Annotated in this window: 22 protein-coding genes; 11 read left to right on the top strand and 11 right to left on the bottom strand. The window is 30.6% G+C overall.

Annotation, left to right across the window (positions count from 1 at the left end; all coding sequences use genetic code 11):
* Positions 1-4: 4 nt before the first annotated feature.
* Positions 5-454, bottom strand: coding sequence for a ferritin-like domain-containing protein (locus FHK87_RS16105; RefSeq protein ID WP_140594789.1), 450 nt, complete (start codon positions 452-454; stop codon positions 5-7).
* A gap of 395 nt (positions 455-849) precedes the next feature.
* Here FHK87_RS16105 and FHK87_RS16100 point away from each other — a divergent pair, with 395 nt between their 5' ends.
* Positions 850-1,347 carry a hypothetical protein gene (locus tag FHK87_RS16100; protein WP_140594788.1) on the top strand — a complete coding sequence of 166 codons (498 nt, stop codon included), beginning with the start codon at positions 850-852 and terminating at the stop codon, positions 1,345-1,347.
* A gap of 20 nt (positions 1,348-1,367) precedes the next feature.
* Here the strand turns inward: FHK87_RS16100 and FHK87_RS16095 are convergent, their stop codons facing one another.
* The 6 genes from FHK87_RS16095 to FHK87_RS16070 form a co-directional block, all read right to left on the bottom strand.
* On the bottom strand, positions 1,368-1,691 hold the full coding sequence (locus tag FHK87_RS16095; RefSeq protein WP_140594787.1) for a four-helix bundle copper-binding protein: 324 nt from the start codon (positions 1,689-1,691) through the stop codon (positions 1,368-1,370).
* Positions 1,692-1,778: 87 nt separating this feature from the next.
* On the bottom strand, positions 1,779-2,816 hold the full coding sequence (locus FHK87_RS16090) for an AI-2E family transporter (protein WP_140594786.1): 1,038 nt from the start codon (positions 2,814-2,816) through the stop codon (positions 1,779-1,781).
* A 61-nt stretch (positions 2,817-2,877) separates the two neighbouring features.
* Positions 2,878-3,756: a mechanosensitive ion channel family protein gene (locus FHK87_RS16085; protein WP_140595153.1), complete on the bottom strand. Its 879-nt coding sequence runs from the start codon at positions 3,754-3,756 to the stop codon at positions 2,878-2,880.
* A gap of 26 nt (positions 3,757-3,782) precedes the next feature.
* The gene (locus tag FHK87_RS16080; protein ID WP_140594785.1) at positions 3,783-4,871 is read right to left on the bottom strand and encodes a DNA topoisomerase IB; all 1,089 of its coding nucleotides are present in this window, start codon (positions 4,869-4,871) and stop codon (positions 3,783-3,785) included.
* Positions 4,872-4,969: 98 nt separating this feature from the next.
* Complete coding sequence (locus tag FHK87_RS16075; RefSeq protein WP_140594784.1) at positions 4,970-5,545, bottom strand: hypothetical protein; 576 nt, start codon at positions 5,543-5,545, stop codon at positions 4,970-4,972.
* Positions 5,546-5,821: 276 nt separating this feature from the next.
* Positions 5,822-7,546, bottom strand: coding sequence for a tetratricopeptide repeat protein (locus tag FHK87_RS16070; protein ID WP_140594783.1), 1,725 nt, complete (start codon positions 7,544-7,546; stop codon positions 5,822-5,824).
* Between the two features lie 671 nt (positions 7,547-8,217).
* On the opposite strand from FHK87_RS16070, the gene FHK87_RS16065 reads away from it, so the two are divergent.
* Positions 8,218-9,303, top strand: coding sequence for a hypothetical protein (locus FHK87_RS16065; protein WP_140594782.1), 1,086 nt, complete (start codon positions 8,218-8,220; stop codon positions 9,301-9,303).
* A gap of 133 nt (positions 9,304-9,436) precedes the next feature.
* Positions 9,437-10,015 carry a TlpA family protein disulfide reductase gene (locus tag FHK87_RS16060; protein WP_140594781.1) on the top strand — a complete coding sequence of 193 codons (579 nt, stop codon included), beginning with the start codon at positions 9,437-9,439 and terminating at the stop codon, positions 10,013-10,015.
* Positions 10,016-10,338: 323 nt separating this feature from the next.
* On the opposite strand, the gene FHK87_RS16055 is transcribed toward FHK87_RS16060, so the two are convergent.
* The gene (locus FHK87_RS16055) at positions 10,339-10,794 is read right to left on the bottom strand and encodes a hypothetical protein (protein ID WP_140594780.1); all 456 of its coding nucleotides are present in this window, start codon (positions 10,792-10,794) and stop codon (positions 10,339-10,341) included.
* Between the two features lie 316 nt (positions 10,795-11,110).
* Here FHK87_RS16055 and FHK87_RS16050 point away from each other — a divergent pair, with 316 nt between their 5' ends.
* The 4 genes from FHK87_RS16050 (at position 11,111) to FHK87_RS16035 (ending at position 14,265) form a co-directional block, all read left to right on the top strand.
* The gene (locus FHK87_RS16050) at positions 11,111-11,830 is read left to right on the top strand and encodes a flavodoxin family protein (RefSeq protein ID WP_140594779.1); all 720 of its coding nucleotides are present in this window, start codon (positions 11,111-11,113) and stop codon (positions 11,828-11,830) included.
* 145 nt (positions 11,831-11,975) lie between these two features.
* Entirely contained in the window at positions 11,976-12,482 is a 507-nt protein-coding gene (locus tag FHK87_RS16045) for a Dps family protein (RefSeq protein WP_140594778.1), read from the top strand.
* A gap of 27 nt (positions 12,483-12,509) precedes the next feature.
* Entirely contained in the window at positions 12,510-12,977 is a 468-nt protein-coding gene (locus tag FHK87_RS16040) for a hypothetical protein (RefSeq protein WP_140594777.1), read from the top strand.
* Between the two features lie 223 nt (positions 12,978-13,200).
* Positions 13,201-14,265: a helix-turn-helix domain-containing protein gene (locus FHK87_RS16035; protein ID WP_317133552.1), complete on the top strand. Its 1,065-nt coding sequence runs from the start codon at positions 13,201-13,203 to the stop codon at positions 14,263-14,265.
* A gap of 15 nt (positions 14,266-14,280) precedes the next feature.
* Here FHK87_RS16035 and FHK87_RS16030 read toward each other — a convergent pair whose 3' ends face one another.
* The 3 genes from FHK87_RS16030 to FHK87_RS16020 are packed head-to-tail and all read right to left on the bottom strand — an operon-like array spanning position 14,281 to position 15,166.
* On the bottom strand, positions 14,281-14,487 hold the full coding sequence (locus FHK87_RS16030) for a DUF6327 family protein (RefSeq protein WP_140594776.1): 207 nt from the start codon (positions 14,485-14,487) through the stop codon (positions 14,281-14,283).
* A 2-nt stretch (positions 14,488-14,489) separates the two neighbouring features.
* A complete protein-coding gene (locus tag FHK87_RS16025; protein WP_140594775.1) occupies positions 14,490-14,837 on the bottom strand; it encodes a hypothetical protein in 348 nt (115 codons plus the stop codon).
* The gene (locus FHK87_RS16020; protein ID WP_140594774.1) at positions 14,837-15,166 is read right to left on the bottom strand and encodes a YtxH domain-containing protein; all 330 of its coding nucleotides are present in this window, start codon (positions 15,164-15,166) and stop codon (positions 14,837-14,839) included. Before FHK87_RS16020 ends, FHK87_RS16025 begins: the two co-directional genes overlap by 1 nt.
* A 179-nt stretch (positions 15,167-15,345) precedes the next feature.
* Between FHK87_RS16020 and FHK87_RS16015 the strand changes: the two genes are divergently transcribed.
* The 4 genes from FHK87_RS16015 to FHK87_RS16005 all read left to right on the top strand — a co-directional run bounded on the left by FHK87_RS16015 (position 15,346) and on the right by FHK87_RS16005 (position 18,429).
* Positions 15,346-16,707: an NAD-dependent succinate-semialdehyde dehydrogenase gene (locus FHK87_RS16015; RefSeq protein ID WP_140594773.1), complete on the top strand. Its 1,362-nt coding sequence runs from the start codon at positions 15,346-15,348 to the stop codon at positions 16,705-16,707.
* A 182-nt stretch (positions 16,708-16,889) separates the two neighbouring features.
* Positions 16,890-17,042, top strand: coding sequence for a hypothetical protein (locus tag FHK87_RS26315; protein ID WP_226294287.1), 153 nt, complete (start codon positions 16,890-16,892; stop codon positions 17,040-17,042).
* A 112-nt stretch (positions 17,043-17,154) separates the two neighbouring features.
* Positions 17,155-17,829, top strand: coding sequence for a head GIN domain-containing protein (locus FHK87_RS16010; protein WP_226294286.1), 675 nt, complete (start codon positions 17,155-17,157; stop codon positions 17,827-17,829).
* A 141-nt stretch (positions 17,830-17,970) separates the two neighbouring features.
* The gene (locus FHK87_RS16005; protein WP_140594771.1) at positions 17,971-18,429 is read left to right on the top strand and encodes a hypothetical protein; all 459 of its coding nucleotides are present in this window, start codon (positions 17,971-17,973) and stop codon (positions 18,427-18,429) included.
* Positions 18,430-18,464: the final 35 nt, after the last annotated feature.

Genomic DNA, 18,464 nt, shown 5'->3' with positions numbered 1-18,464 from the left:
TAAATTATTTCAAATCTTCTAAAGTTTTTATTTCTGAAAGATCTTCTTCGATCTTATTTTTTTGTTGTGACAAGATCGTTTGAGTACTTGGTGGTAAAGACGTCTCAGCAAGAACTTCGTCATATTCTTCTACAGATGCTTTTTCACCTCTTATTGCCTCTTCTAACATAGATTCTTCATTATCACTAGATAAAAATGATTTAACATCCATCCATGCTCTATGAAAGTTTCCTGTAACACTACCACTCTGTTCTGGTTCTTGTCCAAATGATACGATCTCGCTTTTGAGTTCGTAACCAAACTTTTCTCTCATTTGAGCTTTATTATTAAAGTAGTTTTTGAGTGCCGTGTGTTTTACGTTTTCTGCAGCTTTCCGATATCCTTTCTCTGCGTCATATGTTTTTTCAAGTAAATCATTTAATTTTGTTCCAACTTTTTCAGTGTACGTTTTCATAATCTTTTTTTGAAAATTATTAAGTAGTTTTTTTATGGATGCCTACCATTTTACATCTGCATAATTATAAATAAGATACCTCACTTTTTATTAAAACGATTTTTGAAAGTGTTTGAAGTAACTGAAATAATAATTCCTACAGCAAAACCACAAACAAAAATTAGTAGATATTGAAGCTCCATGAATCTAATTTATAATTACACTATAAAAGTATACAGACAGCAGCATCATTTTTAGTTCAAAAAAAGTAAAAGTTAACTCATTTACACTTTTAACAAAACCTTAAATATTATATAAATAAGGTGCTTTTTTTAAAGTTAAAACTTACTCTGATAGAGCAAAAAAAAGTCGACGAGTTTTTGAAACTTGCAGCAATTACCGTCACCAAATTAAATATGAAATACCGGGCAGAAATAAAGGAACTTTTGCAAATGATTTATGTTTCAGAACAATTTTGTTGTTTAGGAGCAGAAAAACTGGACAAAGCCGAATTATCCAGATTCTTAAATTACCAAAGTACTCAACGCAATAGATTTAAAAATGAATTTTTAGAAGTTGTAGAAACTGATCAATCCTACAATGCATCAAGTAATTGTAATATAAATGAGATTTTTGAAGAATCAAATCAAAATTTAAGATCAAATAATGACACCGCTATATTACAAATCTGCTTGTCAAAAGATCAATTAATGATTGATAAGTGTTTGATCATACTAGAAGAAAGGCTATATCCTATTGATGTCTTAGAGGTAGTAGTAAGAATAATGACTTTTTTAATTTTTCAGAGTATAAAAGGAAATAAAATCTTAAATATACTATCAACAAAAAAGACTCCCATAAAAAACATAAATGGATCACAAGAGTATCGTACTTTGGACTACTTATCAAATTAACTAAAGTAGTATTTATTATATTATTTCGAAAGATAACTATCACAAACAGTTACCGCCTTTTTACACGCTATTGCACATTCTTTACAATATGCATAATCATGAATTTCACACTCTTCTGCACATGCCAAAATTTGACTCCTACAATGTCTGATAACCATTTCTTCAGCATCAGAAGAAGTAGAAATCCCTAATGCCATCTTCTCAACGATCTCAGCTGTAAGCGTATTAATAGTAATACAGTTTTTAAGATCATCTATCTCTTCTTCTTTAAGGCATGAATATGCACAATTTCTACAATGAGCAGCACACTCGACAAACGCTTCTATAATTTCTTTTTTACCCATAATATAAATAATTAATACAATAAAAATAAGGGAACTTTTTAATGATGAGTGACACATTTGCTACGAGATGTAGCTCAAAAGAATTTGTTATAGTTTTTCTTCTCCTTCTATCATGTTTTTACCATATTCTGATTTGTAAATCTTTACAACAATCAAAAAAAGACTTATCAATAAAGGGCCAAAAATTAGGCCTATAAACCCAAATAAAGGTACACCTACAATGACACCTATCATTGTAATTATTGGGTGAACATTATCTAATTTTTTTAACACAAATAGTCTCACTAGATTGTCAGAAGAACCGACAACAAGTATCCCATATATTAAAATACCCCATGCTTGAAACGTATTTCCTGTTGCATGTGTAATAATAAAAACAGGTAAAATGCCAATCAAAGTTCCTACAAAGGGAATCATAGAACCAATAGTTACTATGACAAACCAGAACAAAGGATTTTCTATTTTGAAAATCAAAAAACCGATAAGTGCCACTACACCTTGTACAAGAGCTACTAGCGGAATCCCAATTGCGTTAGATCGCACCATTTTTTGGCTCTCATCACCTATAATTTTTAGATTAGTATCGTTTATAGGTATATACTCAAATAATGACTCTCTTAGCATCCTTCTATTTGTCAACATATAATACAATAAGAAATACATGATCCCTATTGATATCATAATGTCAAATGTATCTCCTGCAAAATTTTGTAAATTCTCAGTTAACCAATTTGAAACAGCATTTGCATCCATCTGCGAACTCAAATCATATCCTACTTGTGTTTGCCATGAGTCTAATCTTTCTTTTATAACATCAATAATTTTTTCTAGATTTTGTGCTACTTCTCCTATTTTATTACCTAACATAAAGATAATTCCTGCAACAGGCATTAAAATTCCTACGAATGATCCTATTAGTAAAAGGGCAGCTGACAAGTCTGGATGCCAACCTTTTGAAATTAATTTAGCCATCCATTTTCTTAAAAGGACATAAATTGTTATAGCTCCCAAAATCCCTGATAAATAGGGACTCATTTCTTTAAAAATGAGTCCACCTATTACAAAGATTAATAGTAACATAAAAATTTGTCGTATGACTGTAGGGCTAATTTTTTTCTCTTTCATCACAACATGATTGCTATAATTTTATACTAAAAAATTAAATTACCGAATAAGCTATGTATCTCTATTTGTCTACTTGAACACTAAGATTTTCAGGTAAGTCCAAAGTTCGAATAGGAAAAGGGATATTAATATCATTAGCATCATATGCTTCTTTCATGAGCATTATTGTTTCGCTTTTTGCTTTGGCTACTTCTAAGGCTGAAGTAGAATTAATCCAAAATCGAAGTTCATAGTTTATAGCACTATCTCCAAATTCTCTCCATAAAAACAGAACCTCATCTTTTTCTTTGACAGCTTCAAAATTTGAAACGATTGTATCGATCGTCAGCTTTTTTACAAATCTCAAATCAGAACCATATCCAACACCACATTTTAAAATTACCCTTGATTGAGATGTGGTAGAATAATTTTTAATAGGGTTTTCTACAACCAACTTGTTAGGGATATATACCAAATTATTATCAACTTGTTTTATAGTAACTACTCTAAGATCAATATCTACCACTTCTCCTTCATAATCATTAGTTTCTATCCAGTCCCCAAACTTTAGATTTTTGATATATGACAAAATAATTCCAGAATATGTATTTGCCAATGCCCCTTGCAGAGCAAGACCAACAGCTAAACCGGCAACACCGGCTCCTGCCAAAATAGTATTAAGTGCCTTGCTTAGATTCAAAATTCCTAAAACCAAAAACAACCCAATTAGTATGACCAATATTGATATTAATTTGGCTATTAGATTCTTCATCGACTTTTGCAATTTACTTTTATCTAATAACCTCACTACCAACCTACTAATATATTTTGATGCAAAAAGTGCAATACAAAAGACAAATATTGCAATCAGAATGTTGGGTAGGTGCATAATTATAGCATCCAACCAAGATTCTAATTTTTCTGTCATTTTATTCCATGCATTGATTAATTTCTCTTTCATCATATTTATTTTTTCTTAATTACTACTTATTTTAAAAAATTGGGAGTATACTCCTCTAATAGCTTTAACATTGCATTTTCAGAAACCGAATAAAAAGACCCATTCTTATATAAAGAGTCTGCGATATCGAATGTAGTTTTTATGACTCCCGTTTTGTAAGCATGCATAACTGCAGGATGTACATAATATTTACGACAAACATTTCTTGTATTCCCCAACTCCTTTGCTTCCGTATCATATCCTCTCAAGATGTTCTTATCCCTTTCATTTTGAGTTTTTGCTATACCTACATCTCTTAGATACTCAAAAAAGATTACGGTAGCAGCCCATGTCCTGAAATCTTTAGCGGTAAAAATCTCTCCACAGGTATTATGAATATAATCATTGACCATAGCACTTTCTACATTATGTTTTTCTCCATATTCATCATAATATTGAAATAACTCCCAACCAGGGATTTCTTCACATTTATTTACAAGATGCACAAGTTTTTTATTGCGTAATGTAACAGAATGCTTCTTCCCTTTTTTACCGGTGAACTCAAATTTTAAAGTATTTTTAAATAATCTTACATGTCGGTTTCGCATCGTTGTTAATCCATATGTTTTATTGCGCTTTGCATATTGATCATTGCCTATTCGAATATGAGTTTCTTCCATTAATCTTATAATCAAAGCCAAAACTTTTGATTTGGGCCAACCCTTCTGTTCCAAATCAATATCAACTTGTTGTCTTATGATAGGTAACCTTTTACCAAAGGCAACCATCTTATAAAATTTAGTTTGATTTCTTATCGCATGCCATAGCGAATGATATTTGTATTGCTTTCTTTTTTTAGCATCAAAGCCAACAGCTTGCAAATGACCGTTTGCAACCGTTGATATTTTTACATTTTCCCAAGCTGGTGGAATGGACAATTCCTGTATTCTTTTAAGGTCATTTTTATTTTGTAGTGGTTTATTGTTGACAACATATTTAAATCCTTTTTTGACTTTGCACCGTTTGATTGCAAGTTGATGTGTATTGGTATAGATCAAATCAAAATGATCGATGACCGTCTCCGGAGTTTTTATTATACTCGATAAGAATTGTAAATTAAGATTACTCTCAACCATTTTTATAACATGTTAAAACAAAATGACCCCACTCGTATGAAGACTGAGGCCATTTTTGACAATTAAAGTTAACTACACCTATTTATGAAATGGAATTTCTATTTTTTATAAATAACTTTAGAGTTTGCTAAGCCTGATTTAAAAGCGTCTATATCTTGTACATATTTATATTGATCGTTAAATACGCGATTAGGCTTCTCTCCCTTAATGATGTGTTTCACATTTAGATCAGGGGCATTTAATATCACTCTGTCTGAGACTCTCATTTTTTTATCACCGAGGCTTTGAGTTTTTTCTTTGAGTTCTGAAACTACATATAGCTTATCATTGGTAGCTATAATTTCTTCTATTTCTATAGTATGTTCTTTATCTATTACCTCTGCTTCTACAGTAAGGGTAAGCTCTTCTTTTTCTCCCGAGTTTGGCATATCTACGTCCAAATATGGAACCTCCACCTCTTCTTCTTCCATGACCACAACAACTTTGGGTATTTTTACCGTCTTTGTTTTTGTCCCTACATTTACATCTGCCCAATCGATATCAAAAGTAGGGAGTTGACCAGCCTCTGTATCAACATCTACATCTACCTCAGGCAATTTTGCTTCTTTTTTTTGCTGCACATCGCAATTACTCATTACTAATGCTATACATACTAATCCTATAATTTTTTTCATTGTATTTGATTTTAATAAAATTAAACTTCAAAAAAGAGCTGCTTGTTAACTTATATTACATTTGCTCTAACGTTAATGTTCAAGTTTTTTCACAGTAATGATAGGCAGCTCTTTTTGTATTATGTTTCAAAAGTATAATGGATTTGGATATATATAGTGCGCATTTACAATTTATATTGACTGTTTTGATATTGATCTATTAACTAGTTAAAAACAAGTATTTATGGATTATTATGATACTGATAATTAGAATATTTTTCACTCGATAATCGAGATTTAAAGGCTCCGAGGTTCTTTACTTTCAATTTTTTTTAGAAACTCTTCTAAAGAAACTTCTTCTGGTAACCCTAACTTTAATTTTGCACGATATCTAGCTGTTTTTACAGTATTTGTGGCTACGTTCAATAAATTAGCAGATTCTTTTAGAGAAAGCCCTAGTTTTACCAATAAACAATGCCTGATATTATTCTTTGAAAGCTCGGGGCAGTATTCTTTAAGTTCTAATACCAAACCCGGATATTGAGACTCTAGACGATCAGAAAAAACATCTTCGCAAGTCATATTTTTAATAAGCTTATCAAAAGATTTTTTAGACTTCTTAAGTTGTTCGGGATTATTAGTTTCAATATTGGTATATAACTCCTTTTTTGCGGCTTTCAATTTTTGTATTTGCTTAGCTTGTATCATTAATGTAGCAGATAGCTCATCTTCTTTTGTTTTTATATGCTGTTTTAATAACTTCTTTTCATTTTCTTCGAGAAGATTTATCTTTTCTTTAGACTGATCATATTTTTTATACAGCATTAAGGCCACAACTACCACAGTAAGAAGTAAAATACTTATAATCAAAATAATAATGTACTGCTTTTGTGCTGTATTCTTTGAGTATAATTGTGATTGAGATGCTTCTATTTTTACTTTTTCATGTGATTCTTCTATCAACTCAATTCTGGTATCATAATAATCCGTAAATACTTTTTTTTCTAACTGTCTAATGCTATCAACAATCTCATTTTTTTGTTGTAGTGCTAACCAAACCGAATCTTTTTTACCCAGTTTTTGATAATATGTTGCCAAATCTGTGTAATACTTAGGGAGATCATTTAATAATCGTTCCTGTTTAATTGCTCTCTGCATAGATTGCGCAGCATGAGTATAATTTTTTAGTTTACCATAAGCATTTGACAAGAATTCATGATGGGTAGGAACTCCGGGCTGAAAATAGTGTTGTAGTAATTTATAATTAGCATGTAGTGAATCTATAGCTTTTTGGTATTGTTCATTAAGATAGTAATCGTATGCTTGATACAATTTAGCATATGTATAGTAGGCACTGTCTCCATTTTTTGTTGCAATGTTAAGAATATCGGCTAATAGGGGTGTGCTCAGTTTTGGTTGCTTTTTGTGTTGATAGGCCATAGCTAATGTGGCATTAATTTTTAATTTAAAACGAAAGTCAAGATATATCGTATCGGCCAAGATATTTTTTACTTCTGAGATGGCAAGGTCGTATTGCCCTTTTTGGATATAACAATCTGCTATTTTTGTGGTTAAATCAGCTTTTTCTCCTACATCATCTTTATCAATTTTTTCATAAGCTTTTATAAAATAAGGCAAAGCAAGCTCAGGCAACCCATATGCATATAAAAATAAATTACCATTATTTATTAAATAGTCAAGATATAAATTATGATCAGGTAGAATGGCCTCATATTTTTCAAATTGTTCACTATAATAGAGAACACTATCAATGCTCTTTTGGTTACTTTGATACCAAATGATACTTAATAGTGAAGTTAGAACACCTCTTTTGTAATGTATTTTTTTAGAATTGCTAAAAATATCCTGATACAATTGATAATCCTCAATACTATACGCATTATAATCAAGCTGTAACAAACTATCTAATTGTTTCCCCAAAAGAGTAGTATCTTTCTTAGTTTGAGCAATACTCGAAAAAAAACAATAAAAAATAAATAGTATTAAAAAAAGATCTCTCATAAAGTCTAAGGTTTTGTGTAATAAATGTGTTTTAAAATTGAAAAAATAAGTATTCAACATCGAGTAATTATATATACATATACAGGTAGTATTAGCCCACGGTACACACCTTAGACGTCAAAAGAAGAGTATTGAATTATTTTTTGACAATCATATAATGATGTCCTAAAATATGATTTGTATATGTATTTATGATTCACCTATGTGAATAAAAACAGTTGGTTTTATTAAAAATGATCTAATTTTTTATACGAGCTATTGTATTATAAAAACTATTTAATATGTCGTGATACAAATATTGTAGAGGTAGAAGAAAAAAAAACTGTATTACATTTTATTAGATAAAGTGAGTGCATGGTTTTAAGATATAATTTTGTTAACATTAGTTATTAGTATAACGTTTTACTTTGTATAAATCCCCTTTATCGCTCTATTAAATTTAAACAAAACAATCCTTTTCAATCTTAAACATCTATTTATCAGTGTATTAAATATACTGCTTTTTTAATGCTTACTCATTGCATACCTAATATGTATACCTTTTGTCAACCCACTTTATCATAATGTTTTACCAATGTGCAATAATTTTATACTGTTGATCAACACAAAAGGTGCGAATCTGAAAACCCTATGTAATAGAGTAAGAAGTAATTAATTAAACACAAATCATAATGATTAACTTAAAACCAAAACATTGTTTCATAATGCTATCGCTCGCTGCTTTGAGCATAGTCTCTTGTGAAAATGAAGAAACGACTGATCAAGTTCCTTTAGAGGAAAGTGGAGAATCTATCGAAATTCCTGCAGACTCTTCTTTTGAAAACGGATTTGTCATCAAAGATGGTAAGCAAATACCTTTTGATGATTACATAGCAATGCGTGATGCAGAAGCTGAGAACGAAGCAAAACAGAGAATTACGAGAACACTTCCTATTACTGAAAAAGACCTTAATAAAAATGGGATGGGCAGAGATGCGTTATCCGCAGTATTAAATAGAAGTAGAAATATTAATTTTAAAGTAACTCAGGCTTTTGGTGCTCCGGGTAGTGGAGCCAACAATTACACAAGTATTAGAGTTGCTAATAGACAATTCTCATCTAATACTTCTCCTGCTGTATCACCTATTAGTAGACCCTCAGCAAAATGGGTATTGACACGTAGCAAAACAAATACCGACAGAAAGCGAGTAAGAGGCCCTATTACTGTAACAATACTAAACAAAAATGGAAGACCTGACAGAAATATAAACTTGGATGGTCAAGACGCGTTTAATAGAGCAGTAACTGTACAAACATCTATAGAAAAATCTGAATCCAAAGATTTAACTATTGAGACCACACTTGGTGCTAGTGGGATCGGAACTTTTTTCGGAATATCAGGTGAAATTACTCAGGGACAAACCTTAGGAGAAAGCAAAACAACGATCAAAACCACTGCAGAAACTAAGACCGATAATATCATATTTACTGCAGGTGATATTATTCCTAAAGGTAAGCGTTGTGATTTCAGAATTTTGGCAACTAATTTTATTGAAGATATTACCTATAAAATCACAACAACTGTAGAGGGTGATATAGTTCGAGATCAAACGGTTGGAAATGGTAATTCTAGAAGACGTATTTTTTCTGAAGCTAAAGGAAAAGCTATGGAACTATTTCCTCCTGCATTCAAAGAAAAGAGGAAGTTTTTTACCTTTAATGTAAAAAGTAACTTCTGGAAATATGAAATAGAAAGAGAAAATTGTACTGATCTCTAGTGACAAAGATCTGATAAATAAAAAATTGTCAATAGCTTAATAAAACACATAAAAGCTGCTCTGGTTTGATCATCTACATCTACCAGAGCAGTATATTAAAGGTGAGTTTTTAAATTTTAAATTATCATCAATCATGATAAAGAATAAAAATAAAGGTATTTATGGTATAAGCATTGCCTTCACTATAGTTATCATATTGTCTATATATACAATTGTCGATTTAAGTCTTTCTCTAAAAGATACAAAAGCTCAACTACACAAATTGTCTACAAAAGAGCACAATCCTATAGATCATTTAGATACTAATAGTCAAGAACCTCAAATCCCCGCTCCTGAAATCAAGGCCAAAGATAAAAATGGTAATACCTTTGGATTAGCACAATTGTCTAAGAAGAAAAAAATATTGGTATTTGCAGAAAATAGTTGTGAGCATTGTGAGGCTTTTTACCCAGAACTAGACGCTTTTGCAAAAGCATATGGTGCCTTTGAGGTTATTGTAGTCAAAGCTAATACCACTGTGCAAGACATCAAAAAAACACAAGAAGACAAAAATTACCACTTTACGCTTACCTCTGGCGATTTACAAACATTTGCAGAATATCAAATCGATAGCACCCCAACTACATTTTTGCTGGATGAACATAACCACATTATACAAATTGCAGAAGTAAGCACCAAAAGAGGAATGGAAGAGATGTTCCTAACGATATAGAGTAAGATCAATTTGAGAGATCTATACTCAGAATTAGATAAGAAAACGACATGTAATAAAGATCAAGGTACAGATCCAAGAAAGTATTGACAAACAAAATAAGTATATAGAAGTTCTTATTTTGTTAATTTTTTAACTTATTAAGGAGTAATTAGTACTTCATAAGTTAAAAAATTAATACATAAAGATGATCATAATACTTAATAAGTTGAAAGAAGTAGTTATAAAGTAGGTGAACGTACTTAATTAGTATGTTGTTTTAGGTAAAAAGGAGAAAAAGCCACTATCAAGTGGCTTTTTTGATAATCATACAACTCTAATTGTTATTTCTTTTTAGAAAAACGTTGCTTTAAATCCTGATAGATAGGTTTTGCACTAGTTACCCCTTTTTGATCTGCTTCGCGTACTTGTCCATAATACAATAATGCTGCCTGAAAAGCTTCGCTACCCGCCAACATTTGGGTATCACTTACATCAGAGGTAAGTTGTCTAAGGATATTTACAACCGGTGATAATTGTGTAACTACTTTTTCATCCTTCAAGAATTCTTCTTTACTCATGTACCCCGGTAAAAACTCTGGATTAGTATCTACATACGATTTTACTTTTTGTACCGTAGGGATAGATCTATCACCAAGTTTGAGCATTCCTCTTCGATCGGCATCGGTAAGCGCTTGCAAAAAGGGAGCAAGTTCGTTTTTGCACTCTTGTAATTTTTCTAATACAGATTCGATAACTTCTTCTGCGATTTCAATACTAATTTGATTTCTAATACTCATACGTAAAACACTTTATTTATTTAACTTAATTTTAACAATTGACAAACATAGAAAAATATTTGATCTAAGAACTTTTTTTTAACATAAAATACAAGTATAATATTGAAAAACACTTTAAGAAAATCACTCTTTTTAAGGTAAGCTCACAACATATTATTAAGTGTAGATCATATAAAATTAAGAAGTTGGCTTTATCGTATTTATAATTCAATAATCAAATAGCAATACAGCACACATTTGCATCGATAGCACTCTTTTATTGTTTTCAAATTAAACAATTTTAAAATCATTTTTTATATCACAAATCGTAATACAAATGGATAAGAAAGAAAAGAATGATTTTTCAGGATTAAAAGCGTTATATATCAATTGCACCCTTAAAACATCAGGCACAACAAGCCATACAGAAGGATTGATGAAGGTTTCTATGCAAATCATGAAATCAGAAAACGTTACAGTAGAATACCTAAGATTTGCAGATTATGATATAGCACATGGGCTACTACCGGATATGACTGAACAAGGCAAAAAAAAAGACGAATGGCATAAAATCTACAGTAAAATAATAGATGCCGATATACTAGTTATTGGAACTCCCATCTGGTTAGGAGAAAAATCTTCTATAGCGACAAAACTTATAGAAAGGTTATATGGGATGAGTGACAAAACCAATAGCAAAGGACAATACATATATTATGGCAAGGCCGGGGGATGTATTATAACCGGTAACGAGGATGGGATCAAGCATTCGGCAATGGGTATATTATATTCACTACAACATTTGGGTTTTAGCATCCCGCCACAAGCAGACTGTGGATGGATAGGAGAAGTAGGTCCGGGACCAAGCTATTTGGATAAAGAATCCAACGCAAAAAACAATGAATTTACCAACAGAAATACAACATTTACTACTTATAACCTACTTCATTTAGCAAAAATGCTCAAAACGTATCAAGGATATCCTGCTTACGGTAATTCTAGAACAGAATGGGATGATGGTACTCGCTGGAACTTTGAGAATCCGGAATATAGATAGCTGCTATATAAAGGTAGATATCAATACTATTTATAATAGAGTTAAGATTAATGGCATATGAGCAAAAGGGAAATTACACCTCATTATATCTTTGTATCAGACAAATAAGAAATCGTTTCTTATACATAAACCTAAAAACAGAATCATGAATTATTTGAATATGAACGAGAAAAAACTTTTACCTGTAGTATTAGAACTAAATATACTTTTGGCAGATTACAATCTATACTACCAAAAACTGAGAGGATTTCATTGGAACATTTTAGGTAAGAATTTTTTTGACCTTCATGAAAAATTTGAAGAACTGTATAACGATGCAAAAGTAAAGATTGATGAGATAGCAGAGCGCGTTTTAACATTACAGCATCACCCGGTTAGTCAATTTCAGGAATATATTAACATGGCGACTGTAAAAGAAATTTCTCCTTTACTGAAAGATACAGAAATGGTAAAGGAATTATTAGAAGATCATAAAAAACTATTATCACAAATGCGAGTAATTTTAAAACATGCAGAAACAGCAGGTGATGAGGGTACTATAGATATGATAGGAGCTTATATAAGAGAATTAGAAAAATTAAGTTGGATGCTTAATGCCTGGTATAAAAATACGGCAGATCAATTGGGTACATCAATGATTAAACAGGCATAAGTAGTATTAATTAAAAAAATTAGAAAAATGAAAAAGTTAAAAATATTATTTACGACATTATTGGTATTTACAATCACAGGTATTGTAGCACAAAACAATAAACAAATAGAAAAAACAAAAACTACGAAGATTTTTAATTTTAAAAAGGATGGCAATACAGTTCCATACAAAATCACGATCTATAAAACTGCTGAATCTAATGTAAAATTAAATGAAGAAGATAAGAAAAAAGTAAATCAAGAACGTATACCATCAACTCAACAGGTAACAAAACTTATATATGTAGATAGTGATGAGTATGATGATTATGACAAATATATAGTATTAAGGTATATCAAAGACGCCAAAGATAGTTTTGAACTAAAACCAACAGAAAGAGGTTTTATGGTTTTAGTTGATGATAAAAATATGGAATATATTTTTGGAGAAGGTGTTTACTTTGTGAATAACGAGGACAAAGATTTTTTCTATGTAGACGAATTTGACTCTATCTAGGATTATAATGATTGATATTTAATTTGTTTTTGTGAAAAGATTCTTCTTAATCAGAAGAATCTTTTTTTGTGCTTATAAAAACTTAAAAAACAGTATTTTGCAAATAAAGAATATTATGTGATTAACAAACATTTATAGGTACTATTAAAACAAATCTTCTTTTTGTTTAGTATTTTTACAAAAGAAATAAACAAAACATTAGCAACCAAAAATTCTATTATCCATGATGACAACGCTAGAAGAAGCAATAGAGATCCCAATAAATGCTAAAAGTACCGAAGGCACTGTAAGACAAATACAAGAGGTAATCGGTGGAACTATACAAGAACGATGGGGAGAATATACACTTACAGTAAACAATTTGAATGCTCATGGTAGTATTCGTTTTATAACTTTTGATTGGGGTGTAAATCTTCTGGAATATGATATTAGATTTCACAAGAACTTTATTCTCATTATGGATGCTTCAGAATATAATCCAATACATTTTGCATATTGCCTTACCGGATATTGTGGACATCGATTTGGTTATCAATCTGAAATTAGAAAACTTGAACAATTTCAATCTGTAATTATTACCAGTAGAGATGGTGGTCATAACTATGGATACTTACCAAAAGATGAAAAACTAGAAATTAATGTTATTCAAATTGCCAGGAAACAATACCTCAAGAAAAGACTTAATAATGTATCTCAACTCAATAAAAAGCTTTACGAAGTTTTTATGGATACTGATCATGAAAATACCTTTGCTTATTTTGGAACCTTTAATCTTAAATTGGCAGACAAAATCGCAGCCTTGCGCAAAGTAAAGCAAAAAGGTATGATCCGTATTTTGCAGATAGAAGGTATGATATATCAAATTTTATCAATGCATATACAACAGCATGATCGTGCTATGAAAGAAGAAGTGCTCCCCACTACCCTATTGAAACGTGAACTTAAAATAATAAGAAACCTTGCTAAAAAAATAATAAACAATGTGGCAAAAGATTATTCTTTAGAGCAATTATCCTCAGAATCAGGATTACCTCAAGCCAAATTGCAAGAAGGATTTAAGTTGCTATATGCAAAAACGGTAACAGAATATATTAGACATGTTCGATTAGAAGTAGCTAGAGATCTAATAGCTACGACAGAAATGAATATTTCTGAGATCGTATATTCAATCGGATTTAGTAGTAGAAGTTATTTTTCTAAAATATTCAAAGAAAAATACGACATCAGTCCTAATGAATTTAAAAACAGAGCTGAATTGCCGGTAGAAGAAGTTTCTCATCAAGCATAAATTCTAAATCAAATTTTATGATTTAAAAAGTCGCTTTAGAAGGTAAAGAACACCATATTTTTTTATCAAATTCATTATAGTAGAAAGCCATTGATAAGGTTGTAAATCCTCCTTCAATTCGTATTTTAATACTTTGATTTCTTCAAATGATATTTTACGTTGAAGATTAAGAGCTTGTAAATCTCTTTCAATCTCTTTGAATGATGAATATGTTTTTTTCATGATTAATCAAAAAACTCTTTAGACATTTTGCGAATTATAATTTTATCAATTTGTTTTCGAGTAAAGTATAATAATAGAGTACACAAAAACAGTCCTGTAGAGATCAACATACAGGCTAAAGAAACACTTCCGATAAGTTCACCCAACCAAATTGCCGTTGATACCGTCAAAAATATTAAGGCAAGAAAAAAAAGGCCGCCAATTACGGCCAATTTGCTCAAAAAAGAGAATGCTCTTGCCAGTTGCTGAAAAGCTTTAAGTCTGTAATATTCTTGAGAAACTTTTATATAAGCTTCTCCAGAATTAAGAGCTTTATCAGATGTTTCTTGTATCGCCTTTAGAACTCCCATTATGACTTTTGTAATTTTTTAGTTTTTGCTCTCAATCTTTCCAACTTACTCTCAAGAGAAGTTATCAAATCTTCGGCCTTATGGCTTGCATCAGAAACTATGTGTTCTAATTGGTCATCAAGAGTTTCTTTTTTTGTTGATAATGTATCTACTACTTGATGTTTTATGTCAGACGCTCCATCAGCGATCCTATCTCTTGTATTGGCTGCTTCATCAACTATTTTCCTACGAGTGTTTACTCCTTTGTCTGGCGCAAATAAAATTCCAAGAGTAGCCCCAATTGCTGTTCCTGCTAATATTCCTAATACTGTATTACTATTGTTACTCATTTTTTTATTTTTTTATGATTCTTACTCAAATTTCTTGAAAATCAAGCATTCTATTTAACTCAAATCATAAGGATATTAACGTAAATGATTACCGAGTAAAAGAATCAAAAATTGTATTAAAAGCGTTAATCCAGTCCTAAGAGAACTCATAATTTTAAGAAAACAAAAAGAAAGATAACATGTCTAATATAATAAGAACTATATATCCATTTACAGGAGAAATATTAAAAGAATATAAGCGATTTACCGAAGAACAGGTTATAGAGACGATCAACAAATCTGCAGAAATATTTCAAACCTGGAAAAGTATTTCCTTGGATAAAAGGATTAATAAATTAAATAATCTCAAAAAAACTCTGGAAGAACAAAAAGAGCAATGTGCCAATTTTATAACTCATGAAATGGGTAAACCTTATAAGGAGAGTATTGCTGAAATTGAAAAATGTATTTGGTTAATCGAATTTTATAAAGAAAATGCCATACAATTTCTTTCTGATGATATAATTAAAACCGAAGCACAAGAAAGTTTTATCAGTTACGATCCAATGGGCGTTATTTTGGCAATAATGCCTTGGAACTATCCTTTTTGGCAAGTATTGAGGTTTGCAATTCCAACACTTACAGCAGGAAATACGGTATTAGTAAAACATGCTGATAATGTAACAGGATGTGCTCTTGCGATCCAAAGAGTATTTGAAACCGCAGGATATCAAGAAGGTTGCTTCCAGACAGTTCTAGTATCACACAAACAAGTTAGAAGTATAATTGAAAATAAAAATATAAAAGCAGTAACCCTTACGGGTAGCGAAAAGGCAGGAAAAGCGATCTCAAAAATCACAGGAGAACACTTAAAAAAAACAGTTTTAGAACTCGGTGGAAACAATGCCTGTATAATATGGGAAGATGCTGATTTAGATAAATATATAAAAACAATAGTAAATGCCAGAATGCAAAATGCTGGTCAAAGTTGTATTGCTGCAAAACGCTTCATTATTGTTGAAGAAATTTATGATGAGTTTGTAGAAAAATTCAAATCTGAATTACAAAAACTACGATTTGGAGCACCTACTGATCCCAAAACAGAGATCAGCACTCTTGCAAAAGAAGATTTTGTAAAAGAATTACAGGAACAAATAAATGAGTCCTTAAAAATGGGTGCAAAAGTAGTAATAGGTAATAAATATAAAAAAGCATTTTTTGAGCCTACAATAATAGAAAACGTCACTCCCGGTATGCCCGTATTCGACGAAGAAGTTTTTGGTCCTGTTGCCGCTTTTACAAAGGCAGAGGATCGAGAACATTCTATACAATTAGCTTCTCAATCCAAATTTGGATTAGGAACAATGCTATTTACAGAAGACATAGAAAACGCCAGAAAACAAATCGATAAGATCGAAGATGGTGCTTTTTTCATTAATGAAATGGTAAAGTCAGATCCTAGATTACCCTTTGGAGGCACAAAAAACTCTGGGTACGGAAGAGAACTCTCTAAAGAAGGTATACTAGAGTTTGTAAATAAAAAAACAGTATACGTTCGTTAGAACTATTTTACAAACACTAAAAACGAAACAGAAATTCACTGTTTTACTTGATTATGTATACCCCTGTATAGTTAAAATAATCAAAAACAAATCACTTGTTTTCAAAACTAAATTCTAAAGAAAGAAAAATATAGCAATTCTAATTGCTATGCCATGAATATTAAAATAAATAAAATTGAAAAATGAAATTTATAAAAAAGAAAAATGAAGAAAGAGAGGATTACATTTTACAAGATAACACAAAAACAAAAGTAGGAGCGCGATTTATTATTATAACTCTTATCCTACTGATCATTGGTGTAATTATATCGGGAATCTATCTCAGAATTTTTTAAATGATACAATCATGAAATGGATTAATATTACTATGAATAGCGATACTATATAATATTAATCTATCCTAATTTTGAGTAACAATAAATAATGTATAATTAAAAATAAATGAAAATGATAAAGACAATATTAACCTTTGTATTATGCTTACCTATAATACTTTCAGCACAAAAAAGAACACAAGAGTTAAGATCTTTTGATGAAATTAAAGTATTTGATGCCATCAACGTAACACTTATTAAATCTTCAGAAAACAAAGCTATAATTTCTGGAAAAGACACTGATAAAGTTTCAATAGTAAATAATGATGGACTCTTAAAAGTGAGAATGAAAATCGATAATATGCTAGATGGAAAAGAAACAAATGTAAAAATCTATCACTCTGAAACATTAAATCTGGTAGACGCTAATGAAAAAGCTAAAATTTCATCTGAAGATACTATAGAATCAAAATATTTAACTGTAAAAGCACAAGAGGGTGCAGAAGTAAATCTGAAGATAGATACAAAAAACCTTAATTCTAAAGCTGTTTCCGGTGGAGAAATAAAAATCTCTGGCTCTGCTCCAAATCAAGAAGTTATAATACGAACCGGAGGGCAATACAATGCAAAAGATTTACAATCAAACCGGGCCGAAGTAACCGTTTTCGCAGGAGGAAAAGCTTTCGTAAACACAAAAGAATACGTAGATGCTAATGTAACAGCAGGAGGAACTGTAGAAGTTTTTGGAAATCCTGAAACTATAAAAAAAGATAAAACTCTCGGTGGATCTATCGTGATGAGAAAATAAATTACAACCTATAAGGTAATATCAAACAAAGAGGGAACATTGTTTCCCTCTTTTGTTAAAAATGATTAAAATCATATTTAACCTTTACTAATAAGACAATAAATCAACAACATAAAATTTAACTAAAAATAAAATATTGTAATGGCAAAAATTATAGAAGTCACTTTAGACAAAGTACCAGAGTATATCAAGGTAGATGACAATAAAAAAAATAAAATTTTAGTGAATACCAAAGTACAATTTCATCCTCTTGATATTTTAAATAATATGGAATATATGTTGCATCTCTTCATTTACGATATAAATGGTGAAAAAGATGTACCAGTGGTCATTTACAATTGGGATGAGACTACAATTTTGAGAGTAGTAAATGGTAAGAGAAAAGATGATTTTTTGAGTAAAGAAAATATTTTAATAAAATCTGATGAAATACAAAAAGAAATCGTAACCTTCAAAACACAGATCACTATACAATTAGGTAATTTACAAAACAATACTTCTTTGTATGGTCGACAATTCGAAGTTTTTGCTACTTTGCAGCCTGCAATTAGCAGAGTATCAAAATGGTCTGAAACATTTGAATCCAAATTGGTATTTTAATAGAATTCTTGTTATCAATAATTATATACAATTTC

The sequence above is a fragment of the Aquimarina algicola genome (genome assembly GCF_006443095.1).
Taxonomy (GTDB): Bacteria; Bacteroidota; Bacteroidia; order Flavobacteriales; family Flavobacteriaceae; genus Aquimarina; species Aquimarina algicola.
This window is presented reverse-complemented; position numbering and strand designations above follow the sequence as displayed.